This is a genomic window from Moritella sp. 28 (genome assembly GCF_018219435.1).
GTDB lineage: Bacteria > Pseudomonadota > Gammaproteobacteria > Enterobacterales > Moritellaceae > Moritella.
The window spans coordinates 3,782,104-3,800,515 of record NZ_CP056121.1 but is presented as its reverse complement, the minus strand read 5'-3'; the positions used below and the strand labels follow the sequence as shown (position 1 = coordinate 3,800,515).

General features: G+C 39.5%; 14 protein-coding genes. 11 read left to right on the top strand and 3 right to left on the bottom strand.

The genetic code is table 11. The features are described from left to right. Positions 1 to 206 precede the first annotated feature (206 nt). Genes HWV02_RS16760 through HWV02_RS16750 form a run of 3 tightly spaced genes read left to right on the top strand, consistent with a single transcriptional unit; the run spans position 207 to position 1,890 of the window. Positions 207 to 755 (top strand): DUF2975 domain-containing protein, encoded by a 549-nt coding sequence (locus tag HWV02_RS16760; protein ID WP_211688819.1) that lies wholly within the window; start codon positions 207 to 209, stop codon positions 753 to 755. Between the two features lie 9 nt (positions 756 to 764). Next, the gene (locus tag HWV02_RS16755; protein WP_211672575.1) at positions 765 to 1,001 is read left to right on the top strand and encodes a helix-turn-helix transcriptional regulator; all 237 of its coding nucleotides are present in this window, start codon (positions 765 to 767) and stop codon (positions 999 to 1,001) included. A 13-nt stretch (positions 1,002 to 1,014) separates the two neighbouring features. Then, positions 1,015 to 1,890 (top strand): hypothetical protein, encoded by an 876-nt coding sequence (locus tag HWV02_RS16750; RefSeq protein WP_211688817.1) that lies wholly within the window; start codon positions 1,015 to 1,017, stop codon positions 1,888 to 1,890. A 68-nt stretch (positions 1,891 to 1,958) separates the two neighbouring features. Here the strand turns inward: HWV02_RS16750 and HWV02_RS16745 are convergent, their stop codons facing one another. Then, complete coding sequence (locus HWV02_RS16745) at positions 1,959 to 2,546, bottom strand: LysE family translocator (protein ID WP_211688815.1); 588 nt, start codon at positions 2,544 to 2,546, stop codon at positions 1,959 to 1,961. 109 nt (positions 2,547 to 2,655) lie between these two features. Between HWV02_RS16745 and HWV02_RS16740 the strand changes: the two genes are divergently transcribed. The 7 genes from HWV02_RS16740 (at position 2,656) to HWV02_RS16710 (ending at position 10,241) form a co-directional block, all read left to right on the top strand. Beyond that, complete coding sequence (locus HWV02_RS16740; protein WP_211690609.1) at positions 2,656 to 3,099, top strand: Lrp/AsnC family transcriptional regulator; 444 nt, start codon at positions 2,656 to 2,658, stop codon at positions 3,097 to 3,099. 539 nt (positions 3,100 to 3,638) lie between these two features. Next, positions 3,639 to 4,646 carry a patatin family protein gene (locus HWV02_RS16735; RefSeq protein WP_211688813.1) on the top strand — a complete coding sequence of 336 codons (1,008 nt, stop codon included), beginning with the start codon at positions 3,639 to 3,641 and terminating at the stop codon, positions 4,644 to 4,646. Positions 4,647 to 4,925: 279 nt separating this feature from the next. Beyond that, positions 4,926 to 5,678 carry a trans-aconitate 2-methyltransferase gene (locus tag HWV02_RS16730; RefSeq protein ID WP_211688811.1) on the top strand — a complete coding sequence of 251 codons (753 nt, stop codon included), beginning with the start codon at positions 4,926 to 4,928 and terminating at the stop codon, positions 5,676 to 5,678. 440 nt (positions 5,679 to 6,118) lie between these two features. Beyond that, entirely contained in the window at positions 6,119 to 8,029 is a 1,911-nt protein-coding gene (locus HWV02_RS16725) for a methyl-accepting chemotaxis protein (protein ID WP_211676876.1), read from the top strand. A gap of 239 nt (positions 8,030 to 8,268) precedes the next feature. After that, positions 8,269 to 8,769 (top strand): thiol peroxidase, encoded by a 501-nt coding sequence (gene tpx / locus HWV02_RS16720; RefSeq protein WP_249185555.1) that lies wholly within the window; start codon positions 8,269 to 8,271, stop codon positions 8,767 to 8,769. 4 nt (positions 8,770 to 8,773) lie between these two features. Beyond that, a complete protein-coding gene (locus HWV02_RS16715) occupies positions 8,774 to 9,379 on the top strand; it encodes a peroxiredoxin (RefSeq protein WP_211676874.1) in 606 nt (201 codons plus the stop codon). Positions 9,380 to 9,791: 412 nt separating this feature from the next. Next, on the top strand, positions 9,792 to 10,241 hold the full coding sequence (locus HWV02_RS16710) for a hypothetical protein (protein WP_211672567.1): 450 nt from the start codon (positions 9,792 to 9,794) through the stop codon (positions 10,239 to 10,241). A 30-nt stretch (positions 10,242 to 10,271) separates the two neighbouring features. Here HWV02_RS16710 and HWV02_RS16705 read toward each other — a convergent pair whose 3' ends face one another. Beyond that, entirely contained in the window at positions 10,272 to 12,344 is a 2,073-nt protein-coding gene (locus HWV02_RS16705) for a methyl-accepting chemotaxis protein (RefSeq protein ID WP_211688809.1), read from the bottom strand. A gap of 752 nt (positions 12,345 to 13,096) precedes the next feature. Between HWV02_RS16705 and fdhF the strand changes: the two genes are divergently transcribed. Beyond that, on the top strand, positions 13,097 to 17,299 hold the full coding sequence (gene fdhF, locus HWV02_RS16700) for a formate dehydrogenase subunit alpha (protein ID WP_255550482.1): 4,203 nt from the start codon (positions 13,097 to 13,099) through the stop codon (positions 17,297 to 17,299). Positions 17,300 to 17,531: 232 nt separating this feature from the next. On the opposite strand, the gene HWV02_RS16695 is transcribed toward fdhF, so the two are convergent. Then, complete coding sequence (locus HWV02_RS16695; RefSeq protein WP_211676872.1) at positions 17,532 to 18,389, bottom strand: delta-class carbonic anhydrase; 858 nt, start codon at positions 18,387 to 18,389, stop codon at positions 17,532 to 17,534. Positions 18,390 to 18,412 lie beyond the last annotated feature (23 nt).

The window sequence follows — 18,412 nt, the reverse complement described above, 5'->3', positions numbered from 1 at the left end:
GATTTGTAAATACTGTAGCAAATTAGTGCCAGTTGTTCGCGTAAAGAAAGCGTAAAATTAGTGATTCTTCATGATGTCAATCTGATAGTTAAACACGTGCAATCGTTGTTATTTAATAATTAATTATCGATAATCGATAATTAATTATTGAAATGCACTTATTTCTGCCTTAGTATCCAGTTATCTACTTAACAGGAACACTCATTATGTCCAAGATTCAAAAGCAAAGCCGTCGTGCTCGTATATTTTTTCAAAGCCTTTTTGTTTTCACCCCAATAGCGGTATGTTATTACTGGCTAACGGTTGAAACATCATATGATTTTCTTACATCGTTAGGGGCCATTCAAATCACGCATAACATCGATAGTTACACACAATTACCGCTAACGTTAACAACGCGAATATTAGCCATGATCGCTAGCTTATTTTTATGCAGTATCATTATGTATGCGCTTAAGGTACTGATTAATTTATTTCGTAGCTACGAACGGAATGATATTTTCACACTCGATAATGTGATGAGCTATCAAAAACTAGGCTACAGCTTATTCTATTGGGTTGGTGCTTCTGTCGTTTACGGCACAGTAATGTCGCTTATCTTGTCATTTAATAATCCTCCTGGCGAACGTATGATTTCAGTTGGATTTCTAGGGGTGGATTTTTTAACATTAGTACTTGGCTTTATTATCTTGATTATTTCATGGGTGATGAAGGAAGGTTATATTCTTGCCGCTGAAAATAGCCATACAATTTAAGGAGCCGAGATGACTATTTGTATTAATTTAGATGTAATGATGGCTAAGCGAAAAATGCGCTTAAAAAGCTTGGCTGAAGCTGTTGGTATCACAGAGGCAAACTTGTCGATTTTAAAAAACGGTAAAGCGAAAGCGGTCCGGCTATCAACACTCGACAAGCTTTGTGAAGTACTAGAATGCCAGCCTGGCGACATTCTTGAGTTTGAAGTTAACAAAAGCGATAACGCCAGTTCAGAAACGGTTTAAACCGGAGCTATAGATGACAGTTTTAAAAATGAAAACTAAATTGTGGCTTGGGTTTTATCTATTTATCATAGGTATTCTCGCAGTCGGTATTCATATTCAAATGACCAAAGCAGGAGTTAGTTATCCTCAATGGGAACCGCCTGAGTGGGTACCACTGGCGTTGTTTGTATTGCAAAATATTGGAATACTATGGTTGAGCAAACGAGTTAAAGAGTGGAGAGTATCGCCAAGCTTTATCAAGCAGTGGTCTATGGTTTTTATTACGACGGCGGCTTTGCTGGAACTATTTATACGTTTACCACTAACAGCAGGTTATACAGTTGATCAGCAATATCTGTTTTTATGGGTTTACAGCTATTTACCTGAATTGTTAATTACGTTAATGATTACTGGGGTTATTGTTGCTATTAGTCGAGGGTCAGCACTAAACGGTAAGGTGATTAGTATTTTGTTAGTTATTATTTTTAGTGTACTGGCTTTTTACTTTGCTCTGCCGGTATTAAAAGAAATAACTCAGCCGCTACTTCAATATTTAGCAGAACCAGACCCCGCTGGTGTTTTAGTATCGCCATATCCGTGGCAGGTAGAGGTGATTGCCTCTGTTACTTTTATTGAACCAGTGATGGCATCATTCTTTATTTGTTATTTGATTTATTTGAACCGTTATTTAGGACTCAGTAAATTGATTTTACAGACTATTATCGCGTTAATGGTATTAACGCAGAGTGGTGCAAAATTTGTATTTTATCTGTATTACTCAACTATTGAGTCTTATATTGAGCGTATTTTGAGTATGGGTCAGTTTACCTTGGAGTGGGTATTTATCGGTGTAGCTGTGAGCTCAGCTATTGTGTATTTGACACGTAAACAACGCTTTTCCACTGTTTAAATGGATGATTTGTGGGTGTAACAACCCACAAATTAAGTGTTCATTATAGCCTTATCCCTTCAATAAATTTAAAGCATAGGAATAATGGAGGCGAGTAACAATCCGGCCATGCTGTAGTTGAAGAGCTTTATTCTGTTTGGTGCTTGTAGGCTGGCTTGTAGCTTTTTCCCTGCCGCCGTCCACAGACTAACAGAAGGTAGATTAACAAAAGCAAATATCAAAGATACGATCAAAATATCTTGCTGTGCATTTGATGAGGCATAAACGGTTATTGCGGTTAGTGCCATTGTCCATGCTTTTGGGTTGACCCATTGAAAGCTAGCTGCTGACATAAAACTCATGGGTCTATAGCTAGATACTTCGCTGGTCATGTTTTTACTCTTGGCAATTTTCACGGCTAAATACACAAGATAAATCATACTGACTATACGTAAACCTTGCTGGACCACAGGATAGGCTGTAAATAACCCCATTAGGCCAAAACCAACCAAATAAACCATCAGGCTAAAGCCAAAAGTAATACCCAGCATATGAGGGATAGTACGCATAAAGCCAACGTTCGCGCCAGAGGTCATCAACATAATGTTGTTTGGCCCTGGTGATACGGTTGAAACAAGTGCGAAAGTTATTAGTGCTATAAGTTGTTGATATTCCATATTTATCCATATTGTCGTTTCGATTTGTAGTTGTATTTTAAGCAAATACGAGGTAAATTTTGTGTCTATATTTGCTCTCACTAAAGAAAATTCACAAGGAATGGTCGCTATGGATAGGTTTGACGAAAGAATATTGCGTGAGCTTAAATTGAACGGTAGATTGTCGAATGTAGAGCTTGCAGAAAGGATCGGATTATCGGCTTCTGCGACATTACGCCGTGTGCAAGAGCTAGAACGCAGTGACCTTATTCAAGGCTATCGTGCCGTGCTAAATTCAAAAAAATTGGGTATTGGCTTTATCGCTTATGTTACTATTGGGTTGTCGAGCCACAGTCAAAAATCTCAACGCGGTTTTGAAGAGCAGATCATGGATGTGGAGCAGGTGACTGAGTGCCACAATGTTACTGGCGCCAATGAATATTTACTGCGAGTCGAGACTGCTGATCTGACCGCTTACAAACGTTTTCATTCTGATGTACTCGGCGAGATCCCACAGGTAAATTCAATTACAACGCTGGTGGTGATGGAAACAGCGAAGGACGCACGGGCGTAGTGCGTTGACTGCCGAAAAATTGATGCTGTCTATTGCTAAGGTATTAAGGCGTAAATGATAAACTTAGTTAAACTGCGTCTTTACTTTAAAGTTAAACAAAGTGTATCATAGCGCTGTTTTATTATATGTTTCGTACAATTATACATTTCAAATCCAGGGTACAGAGATGACGCCGCCATAACCTTCAGACTACCTCCTCTATGCAATTTGTATGACTTTTCTGTCTAATATCAGGTTCTTGCACATCGTAAGATTAGTATAAATTGAACTTTATCAGCACGAGCTAGTATGTCTATCGAAGATACTACTGCTAATTGTTGATGCTCTCTATTTCCCTGAAATATTTTAGGCTGCTCAATCAGCTCCCGTGTCTGCGTGACAAATAGCATTATTTAAAGCAGGAGTCCTTCAATCATGGCATCATTGCCATCGCCATTTATCGTTTAAAAGTACACTACATTGAGTGTGGATACCTTCGTGGATGTTTTCTTCTTGGAGGTCATTGACTGTGCCTAAAATAGCATAATCCCCACGATGTAATGGCTTACCTAAACGAAATATCCGTGCATCATCACGTGTTTTCACGTGCCTTGATCAGGATTATTTTAGGAATTTTAATGTCAGGTAATCACCACTACTATTCAGCACACCGTTCCCAAGAAAATCGAGATTACAGTGTTAATAAGGCTAATCCTATTGCGCTTGTTGTCGAGGGGGGTGGTCAAAAAGGTATTTTTACTGCGGGGGTGCTAGATGCTTTTCTTAAAGAAAAATTTAATCCGTTTTCATTATTAATTGGTACCTCGGCAGGCGCATTAAATCTTGCCTCCTATATTTGTGGGCAATATCGGCACGCCTATCGCGTGATTACAGAAGCCACAATGCATAAAAGCTTCTTTAACATGCGTTCTTTTTTATTCGAGAGTAAAGGTATGGATCTTGATTGGTTGATTGAACAAACAAAAACAAAGATACCGCTTGATTGGAATCGTGGTTATGAAAATATGACAAACCGTGTAGTGTTAGTGACGGCTACTCAAGCTGATAATAACCAAGTGGATTATTTTGATTTATTTGGGGCCGGTTGGGAACTGGCATTAAAAGCGAGTTGTTCTATTCCTGGCATTTATAATACGCCAGCTACACTCGATAAATATCATTGGTTAGATGGTGGAGTGCAGGCGCCAATACCGTTAGAAGAGGTGTATCGGCAAGGCTATAAACATATTGTCGTGATTAGAACTGCACCGCCAGAGGTCAAATATGAACATAAACTTTTAGCTAAATTAACACCGTATATTAAAAATTTAAAAGCCAAAGAAATAATGAATAACTTAATCGATCATGAAGAATCGTATCTTAAAGCTCAGATGTTTTTAGAGAGTCCACCTGAAGATGTTTCCATATACGAATTGCATCCAACTCGGTTATTAAAATCAAAATTGATTGGTAGCAAAAAGACATCGCTTGATTATGATTATCAACAAGGGTTTGATTGTGGTCGACAATTTTTAGAATCTTATCAAGGGATTGATATGTATCGATGATGTGTCTAAATCCACTATTCCCTGACTAGGCTAAACATGCCAAAGCGTTATAATAGACTGAAAAATAAGTATTAATCTTGATGTTTGTGTCTTTTAGGCCTAAGTTTTCAACATTTCCTCGCAACCTTCTATTTCCCCTTGTGTTGCATGTGTACATTTTATAAGGTGATAGGTTACTTTGGCGTGTTGAATATCTAGCGTCATCGTGTTTCACGCTACACCTGAATGGATTCAAACGATTTGGAGCTAGCTCTTATTTACATATTAAGGAAGAAAGTGATGATTGATGATTATTGGGAAGCGAGTGACTATGCAAATCATGCTAGCTACGTATCACAGATGAGCCAGCAGGTTATGCAGGACCTAGCACCGAAAAAAGGTGAGAGAATTCTTGATTTAGGCTGTGGTGATGGCGAGTTAGCTAAAGTGATGGTTGATTTAGGCTGTGAAGTCATTGGCGTTGATACGAGTCAAAATTTGATTGATGTTGCTCGTAGCCGAGGAGTTGAAGCTCGTCAAATAGATGCGCAAGCTATTGATTTCGAGTCTACTTTCGATGCGGTATTTTCCAACGCTGCATTACACTGGATGCCTAAACAAGAAGAGTTGATACATCGGGTATATAGGGCGCTTAAACCTGGAGGTCGATTTGTAGTTGAAATGGGCGGGCAAGGAAACATCGCTATATTATGCTCAGCGATGACTGTCGCACTTTCCGAAATAGGTAAAGACTTTTCCTCACGCAACCCTTGGGTTTTTCCTTCACCGGAAGAGCACAAAAAATTATTAACCTCAGCAGGATTTAAGGTAGAAACAATAACGTTGCGTGATAGACCTACATTGTTGCCTACAAATGTGCGAGGCTGGTTTTTGACTTTTACACAGGAAATTCTTAGTGATCTAGGTGAGTCTTCGAGAGCCTCTGTGATTAAGCGAATGGTCGATTTGTGCAGACCTAAACTTTGTGACAGCAATGAGCAATGGACGGCTGATTATAAACGATTGAATTTTGTTGCGATAAAAGAAGGATAGGCGTAAGACGCCAATACGCTTAGCGTTAAAATAAACGTATACCTCAAAGTGCAATACATTCCAGCGATAACGCAGTTAGTCAGGTATAACATTGATTGCCGGCTTTCTTGCCGTGTGTCTTCAGCATCACTTCTATAGGCGAGTTTTAGCCTCGCCTTCCACCCAGTACTACGCCTCTTCACAACATGTAACTTATTATTTATCGTTTTTTATTAATGTTTTATGGGAAATGGTCGATACGCTGCATTGTGTCATTGATGGATTATTCAGAATATTCTCATTGTTAGGAAGTAATAAATAGAGAATGAAGGACGTAACGAAGAGTATGAGGTTAATTTAAAGCATATTCTAAGTTTGTTAGACACTACTGCAGTTAATTTTATGGATGTAAATTATCTCAGCAGTTAATCTCTGATCTATCTAATTGTGGAATAAAAACAATGATAAAAAATTTAGGATTTAAAAGGCTCATCATATTGTCGGTAGTTATTTTACTGACCGCTATTTTACTTGTTTCGAATATAATTTCTTATAATATAATTAAATCTAAAACAATTGAAGATGTGAACCTGCTGTCGAGTTCAATCGTAAGCTACGAAGCTAAAAAAATTGAAGATTGGTTTACAACAAAAACGGATGCGCTTAATGCTATGTCCCAAAAATATAAGTCAAATAGCCTTGGTGATGATTACGTCACAATTGCGCGACTTATAAAAGAAACCAGTGGTTTTGCTAGCGTCTTTTTCTCATTTGATGACGGTGTCACGTATTCTACAGCTCAAAATTCAGACTGGGTTAATGGCGTTGCGATTATAGAACGTTACGATGCGCGTAAACGCCCTTGGTATACCAAAGGTAAGAACACAGCAACGCTAGACGTGACGGATGTTTATAATGCTAGGAGTACTGGTCTTCCGGTTATTTCAGTCGTACGTAATATCGGTAATGGTGTGCTGTTAGGTAATATTGGTTTAGAAATTCTTGAAAAAACCGTTAAAAATGTTAATTACCCTGGCTCTGTGACTGCTATTATGGATAGCGATGGTAAGGCATTAGCATCCAATTCACTTACATTGAAAACGGGTGTTAATTTTTCTGATATCGGTATGGGTGATGTTAAAACCGGTATGCTAAGCGAAAGAGCACATACTACCGCTTATACTTTAGGTGGTGTCGATAAGTTAGCTTTTACTCAAGAAATCACACTTACTAATGGTAAGCGATGGTACTTATTTATTGGTGTTGATAAGTCTGTCGCTTATGCTGAAGTTGATGAGGCGTTAGAAAGTGCGATTGTGGTCTCTGCTATTATGCTCGCAATTGGCCTATTCTTGACTATTTTCGTATTGAATATTGTTTACCGTCCAATTGTATCATTGAAAGCAGTTGTCATGGATTTATCGAAAGGTAATGGCGATTTAACGCGTCGTTTACCGGTTGAAAGTAACGATGATTTAGGTGATATTTCGGGCGGTATTAATGCCTTCATTAAGAACCTACAAACCTTAATGCTTGAGATCGATAACTCTTCACAGCATATTTCTGAAAGTGTAGGAAAGCTAGAGCAGCAAACGACAAGCAATAACCAAGTATTGGATGCTCATTCAATTGAAACAGACCAAATCGCAGCGGCAGTCGAAGAAATGAGTGCAACGGCAAATGATGTTGCCAGTAATGCAGAGGAAGCTTCACAGTTTACAGATGCAATGAATAAGCAGGTTGGTTCGTCGAAAGTGACGGTAACAACGACCACATCAACCGTGTCTAAGCTGGTTGACAATGTAGAAAGTTCATCAAAAAGTATCCAAGACATTGAGAAAGATACGCAAGCTATCACTAAAGTACTTAATGTGATTGGTGAGATTGCAGAACAAACAAATTTACTTGCGCTTAACGCGGCAATTGAAGCTGCGCGAGCGGGTGAGCAAGGTCGTGGCTTTGCTGTTGTTGCTGATGAAGTTCGTGCGCTAGCGGCGAGAACGCAAGTGAGTACGGCTGAAATCAAAGAGACGCTGGATGCATTAACTATGGGGTCAAGTTCAGCTATTTCTGCTATGGATATGACACAAATAACTTGCCAGCAGGCCGCTGAAAGTACGTATGCAGTAGCTGAAGACTTAGATAATATTGCTAGTTCTGTCACTCAGATAAATGATTTAAATACGCAAATTGCAACCGCAGCTGAGGAACAGAGCAGTGTTTCGAGTGAGGTGACTCGTAACATGACTGCGATCCGTGAAATGGCGCAAGAGCTAGCTCTAAACGGCCAGTCTACCGCACAAGAATCGATCAATGTTGCTGTTGCCAATGAGCAACTGAAATCAATTGTGGCTCAATTTAAACTGAAGTAATCTCGTTTCGTCTTATTTTAGTGAATAAAAAGCCATTAAGTATTCATGCTTAATGGCTTTTTTATCACCTTCGGATTTTTAACTAATTAGTACTTACGCTTACATATCCTTACACTAGTTTACTTACGCTTAAGAATAACCTTATGGTAGATTGTCGACATATAAATCTTGATCTAGATCAAGAAATGTTTTTATGGCTCGTAATCTAACGTGCCAAGCAAACCATAATTATGAGGTTAATAATGTCGATCACTTTCCAAGGAACACCTGTTTCAGTATCTGGTACTTTCCCACAAGTTGGCCAAGTTGCACCAAGCTTCACGCTTTGTGCTGCAGACCTGAGCGAGCTAAGCCTTGATAGCCTGAAAGGACAGCAAGTTGTGTTGAACATTTTCCCAAGTATCGATACGCCTGTATGTGCTACTAGTGTGCGTGCTTTTAACGAAAAAGCAGCGAGTATCGACAACGTAACTGTGCTTTGTATTTCTGCTGACTTACCGTTCGCAACAAGCCGTTTTTGTGGTGCAGAAGGTATTGAAGGTGTTAAAACTGCTTCTTTCTTCCGTTCACCAACGTTCACAGAAGACTATGGTGTTAACTTAAATGAAGGCGCACTTGCTGGTCTTGCAACACGTGCTGTTATCGTTTTAAACGAAGAAGGCAAGGTTGTTCACAGTGAATTAGTATCTGAAATTACAGATGAAGTAAACTACGATGCTGCGATTTCTGTTTTAGGATAATACGATGAAAAAAATAGCTATATTATTATCTGCTTTACTTTCAACTAGTGCGTTTGCACAATTTGAAACGACAAAAGAGAGTGCGAGTTTTGGTACTGGTCAAATCGTAACACTTGAGCAAAGCAACAAGTTTGACTTGACTGGTAATGCACTAAAAGTTGGTGACTTTATGCCATCAGTTGTACTTATGACGTCTGGCTTAAAGTCTTACGACACTAGTGCTGAAAGCAAAGGAATCAAAATATACAGTGTTTTGACATCTGTTGACACGCCAGTATGTGTACAGCAAGCTGTTGACCTATCAAGCTATGTTAACTCAAATGATAATTTGAAAGGCATTGAATTCTACGCACTTAGCGCTGATACACCTTTTGCTCAACAACGCTTTATCAAGGACCATAATCTTGATGGTGTGACTTACTTATCAGATTCTTTAGATCATAAATTTGGTCAAAAAACGGGTTCATTGATCAAACAACTTGGTTTGTTAGCACGTAGTATTATCGTAACAGATAAGAACAATCAGATTATTTATCTTCAGCGCGTACCTGAGCTGACGACAATTCCTGATTTAGAAGCAGCAGTTAAGATTGCGCAAAGCCGTCTATAAAATAAACCCTGTTTTATGTGATAGCGAATTTAATTTAGCCTCCTCATTGGAGGCTTTTTTGTATCTAAAGCTCTCGTTATAAAACAAATGTATTTGGAACAAAACACCTAAATGCGGTTGGCGCGGTAAACCTGATTATCAACTTTTGATACAACCCAAATAACCAACGACACTTGCCCATGAGCTGTAATATGCTAAGTAGCATAATTGGCCTAAGCTTAGGTGTTGAGTAAGCTGGCATCCTTGCTTGGTGCTGGTAGGATTACTATAGGACGGTTAGCTGTTACTTAATTAACCGCGAACAGAGCAGACTACGTTTATAGACATAGTAAAAAACAGTATAGAAAAATTATAATTGCGTGGTTACAACGACCTGTATCATGACAGCGTTGTACATAATTAGGAAATAGACATGTTTTTGCTAAATAACATACATAATAAAAATTACAAAAAATGCTATCCAACAGAATCAGATGTCATATTTGATATCTCGGAAAAGCAATTAGGAAATGTTAAAAATGCTGCTTGGAAAGAGCTTCGAGAAGGAAGTATCGTTTGTGTAGTGACAAGCACAAAAAAGGTGAGCACTTTTTGCAAAGTGACTGCGATTAAGGGCCTTGGAGACAATGATCCGGATTGTGGCGAAACATTTCTTTTATTTGGTGTCGTAATCGCAAAACTTATGCCTGAAAGTAATATGGGCTTACTGCTTAGTAAATTCAGTGTGAAGCATCAATATCTTACCAATAGTAAATTTAGCATTGGATCTAATGTGGTTGAATTGGGCACAGTGTTAGATACCTTAGAAGTAAAGACCAGACGCGGCATTAAAAGCATTAGTGAGCTTAAAGCGAGCGCATAACAAATGTACTCGCCTTAAATATGAACCGTATTAGCTTAATTTAAAACGTGCAACCAACGCTGCGAGTGTCTCGTTTTCGTCGGTAAGACTCTGCACACTTATCTTTGTTTCTTGACCGTTTTGACTTAACACTTGCACCATCTCTTGGATGGTATGCATATTACGTGTGATTTCTTCAGTCACAGAGCTCTGCTCTTCAGATGCGGTTGCAATTTGCGTACTTAAATCATTAATTTCAACGATAGATCCTGTCATACTATCTAGGCTCTTTGTTACTAATGATGTGTTTTCTGCCACTTTCTGACAGCTCCCGGTAGTATTGTTCATTGCGGTGACGGCTGAGCTGGCTCGAACAGTCAGGCTTTGCAGCATATCATTAATTTTAGCGGTACTATCTTGGGTTAAGGCTGCTAAAGAACGCACTTCATCTGCCACAACGGCAAAACCACGACCTTGTTCACCTGCTCTTGCGGCTTCAATTGCGGCATTCAATGCTAACAAATTCGTTTGATCAGCAATGCCCCCAATGACTTCTAATACCGTTGCAATATTCTTCGTACTTTCATCCATCGCGTGGATACTTTTTGCCGTATCATCCATTTCAGTCACTAAAGACATGACACTATTTGATGCCTCGATAACCGTCACTTTCGATGCTTTCGCGTCATCATTTGCGACTTGTGTACTGGTTGCTGTTTGGAGTGCATTTTGGGCGACAATGTCAGCGGTTGTGCTCATCTCGGTAATAGCCGTTACTGCTAATTCCGTTTCTGCACTGTGATTATCCAGCGCTTGTGTATTACGCTCAGACTGTGAATGAATATCATGAATACCACGTGTAATATTTTTTGAAGCGCCGGAAATATCTAACATCATCGATTGTAAGTAACCAATAAAGTTATTTACAGAATGGCTAATATCGGCGACCTCATCATTCCCCTTAATAACTAATCTCGAAGTCAAATCTGCTTCACCAGTCGATAAATTATCAATACTTAATTTCAGCACAAGTAATTCACGAATAATTCGGTTGATAATCCAAAGTGAAAGCACAATAGCAAAAATGAAAAGTGCAGTTGCGAATTTAAAGTTATTTATTATTTCAGTATCGAAAATATCAGTTGTTGCTGTCGTTAAACTATCTTCAATTGTTAATATTTCACTCTCATAAGTACCAGTACCTAGTGACCAGCCCCAATCAGGGAAGATGTTACGTATATACAGGATCTTATTTTCTACTTTATTGGTTTCTTCATTTTTAAATGTCGCAGACATAAAAATATCAGACTTATTTTGAAGGCTGTTTGCAGCATTACGGGTAAAGTCCGCAGTCGTACCGATTAACTTGGCGTCTGGATGCATAAGGATTTTACCGTTTGCATCTTGAATCCAAAAGTAGCCATCTTTACCATACTGAGTAAGACCGACCGCATTCAACGCCATATCAATTTTGCTTTGTTTTAATCGGCTCGTATATTCACCTGTCGCAATAACAAGGTTAAGTGGCTCAAAATAGAAAGAAGCCGACATTTTTTCTTCAACTTTATCCGATGCAGGGTTTAGAAAATAATATTGGCTATAACCAATGGTTGATTTTTTAGCACTATTGATAATATCTCGAGCGTAGTAATTGCCTTTTTTATCTTGCGAATTATAACTAGACGTCCCAATAATGCGATGGTTTGCACCATTTGCCATGTATTCAGATGAATCCGCATCATAAGCAAAAATGTAACGTCCACCATTCCAACGATAGTTATCTATAAAGGCATAGATATTTTCTTTTGCATCGTCGTCCGACGGTGCGTCAGAATACATATCTGCAATTGTTTTTTTGAATGTTAATATCTCAGTGCGGAGTTCTTGCCTAATATTATTGCTAGAAGATGATTCATATAAACTGGCTAAAGAGAAGCTAAGGTTGTCGGTTTGACCTTGTAAGTTATTCTTTATTAAGCTTTCGACTTTCGTACGAATGTTAACTTTCTCTGCCTCTAGTACTGTCTTTTCTGTCATAAAAATACTGGTAATAAAGAATCCATTAACAAGTAATAGCATTACGCAAATTGTCAGTGTTAATTTAATTTTGATTGTTATTTTCATTAGACTCAATTTCGGAAAAGCGTGATTTAATATAAATCACTGAGATCACAGAAAAATAACATATAAATTACACTTTTCAACATCTTTGTTTAACTTTAAAGGGGTAGGTTGTAACAGCGTGACTCACTGGATTTTTCATTAGTAACAATTAAACAACTGAATTAACTATATATATCAACACTAAAGCAGATGTTAAGGTTTAAAATGGGCATCTAAAATGCGCAATTGATATCTGTTAAATCGATATTTAATATTGTGCTGAATATTTGTTCATTTACATTAAAATCTTATTATTCATTGAGTTTGTCGCTATTGGCCGCGGGAAACTGATAGGTAGTCTGTTTAAACCGAAATACACCACTAGTGGTAGGTTTACCAAAGTGGTGTGCTGATTTGTCGGAATTTATTGTTATTGTTGCGGCCTGTTGGCTTTCATTTTTTTGATGATTTACCGTGATGTTCTTAACCGCTTTATCACCTAATAATGGATCATGGAAAATACCAACATAACTAAAGGGTTCTTCACGTTGGCAGTAGTGCCAGTTAGTCCTTACTACAGTAAGTATAAATCTTCAAATCAATATAATCCTGTACTGCCTCTGTTTAAGCAAGATCCATTCGATTTGTTCAACTACTCATACTTTTTACATTTTAAAATTACTGATACTGAGCGTGTTTTAAATCAAGGTATTTTTCACTGTTTTGAGTAGATTGGTTGGATAATTAAAAAAATAATACAATGTGAGGCTGTAATGATAAATGTTACGTTCAACGGAGAACTATTTCCGGTAAATGCTCAGAGAAACCTACTTGAAGCAGCATCAGACTGTGATATTGAAATACCGTCACTATGTGGCTTGAATAAAAATGGCGAGAAAGTTCCATGTGACCTTTGTGTCGTCGATATTACAGGGCAAGGCATTAAACGCGCTTGTGAGGTAACACCTCTTGAGGGTATGGTTGTCACTACAACATCTGAAACCTTGTCTTCATTACGCCAAAAATCATTAAACCGTATTCTTTCCGATCACTACGCTGATTGTGAAGCACCTTGTCAGACAGCATGTCCTGCAGGTGTTGATATTCAATCTTATCTTTATCATATATCCCAAAACGATCATGCTAAAGCGGTAGAAGTGATTAAACGTACCTTACCTATGCCGTTATCGATTGGTCGGGTTTGCCCTGCATTTTGTGAGGCGGAGTGTCGTCGTGGTTTAATAGATGAACCGCTAGCAATTCGTCAATTGAAGCGACATTCTGCAGATATCGATTTGGAATCGCAAGAACAATATATTCCACTAAAAAAATCAACGAAAGGTATGTCAATTGCGGTTGTTGGTAGTGGTCCTGGTGGCTTGACCTGTGGTTATTATCTTACCAACGAGGGTTATGAGGTTACCGTATTTGAATCTATGCCACATGCGGGCGGTTGGTTACGTTATGGTATTCCTGAATATCGTTTACCAAAAGCCATTCTTGATAAAGAAATTGAGATCATGTGCCGTAACGGTATGCAAGTTCTGACTAACAAAAAATTAGGTAATGATTTTACCTTAACTCAACTAACCCAAGATTACGATGCGGTGTGTTTGGCTGTTGGTGCTTCGCAAGCAGTTGACATGCAATATACCGGTAGTGATTTTGACGGTTGTTATTTAGGCGTTGATTACCTAAAAGATTACGTCACTGATGGTAACTACACTACAGGTAAAAAAGTAGCTGTTATTGGTGGTGGTAATACGGCAATTGACTGTGCGCGCACTGCAGTGCGAGATGGTGCTGATACCACCTTGATTTACCGTCGTACTCGCGCAGAGATGCCTGCAGAAGATTATGAAATTCTGGAGGCTGAACACGAAGGGGTTAAGTTCCACTTCCTGACGAACCCTGTTGAAAACATTGCCAATGAAAACGGGCGCGTATGTGAAGTTAAATTAGAAAAAATGGCGTTGGGTGAACCGGACGCTTCAGGTCGTCGCCGCCCTGAGAAAACTGGGGAATACTTTATCGAAGCATTTGATACTGTCATCGCAGCTGTTTCGCAAAAGCCTGATTTGAGCTTCATGGATAAAGAAACCTTAGACTTGCCGCTAACACGCTGGAATACTCAAGATGCTGATCCAGATACGATGCATTCTGGTGTTGGTAATGTTTTTAGTATTGGTGATTTTCGTCGTGGTCCTGCAACGGCAATTGAAGCTGTTGCAGATGGTCGGATTGCGGCAGAAGCGATTGACCGTTACTTTGACGGTGATATGGAAAACATTCCAGTTAAGCAATTTAACTCACAAAAAGCACCTAAGCTAAAGCAGGTTGATACTGCGCAGTTTGATCACATTAAACAAGTGATGCGTTCGGTGATGCCAGAGTTAAGCACACAAGAACGTGAACTGAGCTTTGCTGAAGTTGAAACTGGCTTTGATAATGATGACGCGATGCGTGAAGCGGCGCGTTGCTTGGAGTGTGGTTGTCAGGCAAATACCGACTGTCAATTACGCGATTTTGCTACTGAGTATGAGGTTGCTGATACCAAAGTAAGTCAAGATGGCTGTCAGAAATTTGCTGTCGATGATAGTTCGGAATTCATAACGTTTGACGCCAACCGCTGTATCAGTTGCGGTCAATGTGTGGATGCATGTAACAAGCAAGCCGTTCATGGTGCGCTTAGTTTCATGAAAAATGAAGATGGCACATCAGCTAGTCGTCCTGAATGTCGCCCAGGTTTTGAAAAAGGCTTCAGCATGGGGGATTCAGATTGTGTGCAATGTGGGCGTTGTGTGCAAGTGTGCCCGACGGGGGCATTGGTTGATAGTCGTGATAAATCACAAGGTCGCATTGAAATACTGAAACCAGTCGATACCATTTGTACCTATTGTGGCGTGGGTTGTAAGCTGACCATGTTTGTTGATGAAACGCAGAATAAGATCCGTTACGTGCAAGGCGTGAAAGACTCACCTGTAAACCAAGGTATGTTATGTGTTAAGGGGCGTTTTGGTTTTGATTTTGTTAGTAGTATAGATCGTTTAACTACGCCGTTGATCCGTAAATATGGTGAGCTACAACCTGCCAGCTGGGAAGAAGCTATTACGCTGGTAGCGGATAAATTTAATGCCATCAAAGCTAACCATGGTGGCAATGCACTGGCTGGTTTCTCGTCAGCAAAAACGACCAACGAAGATAACTTTGCCTTCCAGAAGTTTATTCGTTGTGAATTAGAAACAAACAATGTCGATCATTGTGCGCGTTTGTGTCACGCCTCTACTGTAACAGGGCTTGAAGCCTCAATTGGTAGTGGTGCAATGACCAATGATATTCCAAGCATTAAGTATTCTGATGTGGTGTTTATTATTGGCTCTGATACTACTTCTGCACATCCGATTATTGCCTCGCATATCAAGCAAGCTGTTCGTTATGGTAAAGCGCGTTTGATTGTTGCAGATCCAAAACGTATCGATATTGCAGACCATTCGGAAGTATATGTAGCCCACCGCCCGGGTACTGATGTGATGTTGATGAACGGCATCATGCAGCAGATCATCAAGAATGGTTGGCATGATAAAGCTTATATTGCAGAGCGCACCGAAGGTTTTGATGCGTTAGAAGCTGAAGTTATGTCTGATAATTATGCGCCAGATAAAGTTGAATTGATCACTGGTGTAAAAGCGCAAGATGTTATCAAAATAGCAGAGATGATTGGTACTGCAGAGCGCACTGCTGTGTATTATTCTATGGGAATAACACAACATACCACGGGCCATGATAATGTGCGTTCAGTTGCTAACTTACAAATGCTGTGCGGCAATATAGGTATTGAAGGTGGTGGTATTAACCCGTTACGTGGTCAATCTAATGTGCAAGGTGCATGTGATATGGGGGCTTTACCAAATAATTTACCTGGATATCAGAAAGTTAATGTATCAGAAGTTCATGCTAAATTTGCTAAAGCGTGGAACAAACCAAACTTGCCAAAAGAAGCAGGCCTGACGCTGACTGAAATTATTGATGCTGCGTGTAATGGTAAAGTCAAAGGCCTGTATGTTATGGGGGAAAATCCGGTATTGAGTGATCCTAATCAAGCACACGTTATTGAAGGTATTGAGAAATTAGACTTTTTAGTCGTACAAGATATTTTCTTAACGGAAACAGCGCAATATGCTGATGTGGTATTACCATCATGCTCATTTGCAGAGAAGTCAGGTCACTTCACCAATACTGAACGTCGTGTACAACGTATTTCACCAGCTGTGAACCCTCCGGGTGAAGCAAAAGAAGATTGGGCTATTATTCAAGATATTGCAAATGCAATGGGCAGTGACTGGGCGTATAAATCTGTTGAAGACATTACTGAAGAGATCACCCAGTTGACGCCACAATACGCGGGTATCCATTGGGATCGAGTTGGGAAAGATGGATTACAATGGCCTTGTGCTGATAAGGTATCTCAAGGTACACGAGTCATGCATACCGAGCAGTTCACTCGTGGTAAAGGCGAGATGGTGGCTATCCCATTCCGTTATGCGGCTGAACTACCAGATGACGAGTATCCATTGATTCTGACTACGGGTCGCCTGCTTGAGCAGTTCCATACTGGAACCATGACACGTAAAACGAAGGGGTTAGATAATCTTGCGGGTCCACGAGCGATGATCTCTGTGGCGGATGCTGAACAATTAGGCGTTCGCAATGGTGACATGCTAACGGTATCAACACGCCGAGGTAGTATTGAAACGCCTGCTTTTGTTACTAAACGTATGCAAGAAGGTGTGGTATTTGTGCCATTCCACTTTGCTGAGTCGCCTGCGAACCGTTTAACGACCACTGCAACCGATCCACATGCAAAGATCCCTGAGTTTAAGGTTGCTGCTGTGAAGATCGAAAAATCGTTGTTGGAAACAATGCAAGCGAACACGGGGGATGTTTTAACCAAGCAATCGGAAGAAGTCATACTATAACATTATTCTTGGTGTATATTTTTAGTTAGAAATACTAAGTTGCAGTTGCTACATGCGCTGGCAATTGCAACCTGGTTATGTAATTATAATTTAACTGATTTTACAGTTATCATCATTTGAACGCTCGATGATATTTAATTTTGTGAACAATTCACCAAAGCCACCGCTTAATATTACCAGTATTAAAAAGAACCGGTTAATGTAATTCGCGATGACTTAAGCTGAATTGAGGTTAGTGATCTGACAACAGGTCAGGATTATTCACTAAGTTTCTCACTCCATGTGCATAATGCTCGTCAAAAACATTGTTTTTTAGCCACGTACCTACGCTATTTATATTCACCTTCATTACTTGTGGACGAACGCTCCAGCTAACCTGAAAAGGAGAGCCTATTTCGTTATAACTCGGTCCAGTTGTTGAACCTGCATACTGTACTGGAGTACCTGTATTACTTGGAATATTGACTGCTTGATTAACACCATTGGCCATACCGAGCTTAGTTAACTCAATAAAGTTGTTCGCTTCTGGATCGTTAACAAGTACGTAAACTTGAGTCTCAACTCTAAGTTGTGGGTTTTTATTTGTATCACTGAAACATGAGCCTAAAGTTGGACCAGGGCTTACTTGAGCAGTTGAATAGACATAGTGAGCTTCAATTGTATCGCCAGGGTATAAACTGCCGTGCTTACTTGCACCGACTTCATATTTAAGTGGAGATAATTCTTGTTGGGTTAATATACCTGAGTATTTATAACCGCTGTGATAGCCTTGACCGTCTCCGTTACCTGCATATTGGGTAAATTCCCCGCCTTTATGCTCTGCATTTTTATGAAAATGGATATTACAGAGGTTCATTTTTGTGTATTCAGGCGCTTGTGAAAATACTTGTTTGTTTCGGCCTTGTATTAGGTCAATATCACGTGGTGACTGAGGACCGAAGCCTTTACTCTGAGTATTGTCTGCTAAGGCTGATCTTTGTTCTTTTATTTGTTTATCTGAAACATGAGAAGTAACCTCTTGCTCAGAAGCTGCACTTGCAAAAAGTGGGGAAAATGCAGCTATGCTAAATAGTAATGTCTTGTTATCCATGTTCATCCTTTACTAATCAAAAG

Coding starts and splice junctions, on each gene's coding strand:
- HWV02_RS16710 (WP_211672567.1), top strand. CDS start 9,792: ATGTTTTTGCTAAATAACATACATAATAAAAATTACAAAAAATGCTAT.
- HWV02_RS16760 (WP_211688819.1), top strand. CDS start 207: ATGTCCAAGATTCAAAAGCAAAGCCGTCGTGCTCGTATATTTTTTCAA.
- HWV02_RS16735 (WP_211688813.1), top strand. CDS start 3,639: ATGGCTTACCTAAACGAAATATCCGTGCATCATCACGTGTTTTCACGT.
- HWV02_RS16715 (WP_211676874.1), top strand. CDS start 8,774: ATGAAAAAAATAGCTATATTATTATCTGCTTTACTTTCAACTAGTGCG.
- HWV02_RS16705 (WP_211688809.1), bottom strand. CDS start 12,344: ATGAAAATAACAATCAAAATTAAATTAACACTGACAATTTGCGTAATG.
- HWV02_RS16730 (WP_211688811.1), top strand. CDS start 4,926: ATGATTGATGATTATTGGGAAGCGAGTGACTATGCAAATCATGCTAGC.
- HWV02_RS16745 (WP_211688815.1), bottom strand. CDS start 2,546: ATGGAATATCAACAACTTATAGCACTAATAACTTTCGCACTTGTTTCA.
- HWV02_RS16725 (WP_211676876.1), top strand. CDS start 6,119: ATGATAAAAAATTTAGGATTTAAAAGGCTCATCATATTGTCGGTAGTT.
- HWV02_RS16740 (WP_211690609.1), top strand. CDS start 2,656: ATGGATAGGTTTGACGAAAGAATATTGCGTGAGCTTAAATTGAACGGT.
- HWV02_RS16695 (WP_211676872.1), bottom strand. CDS start 18,389: ATGGATAACAAGACATTACTATTTAGCATAGCTGCATTTTCCCCACTT.
- HWV02_RS16750 (WP_211688817.1), top strand. CDS start 1,015: ATGACAGTTTTAAAAATGAAAACTAAATTGTGGCTTGGGTTTTATCTA.
- HWV02_RS16755 (WP_211672575.1), top strand. CDS start 765: ATGACTATTTGTATTAATTTAGATGTAATGATGGCTAAGCGAAAAATG.
- fdhF (WP_255550482.1), top strand. CDS start 13,097: ATGATAAATGTTACGTTCAACGGAGAACTATTTCCGGTAAATGCTCAG.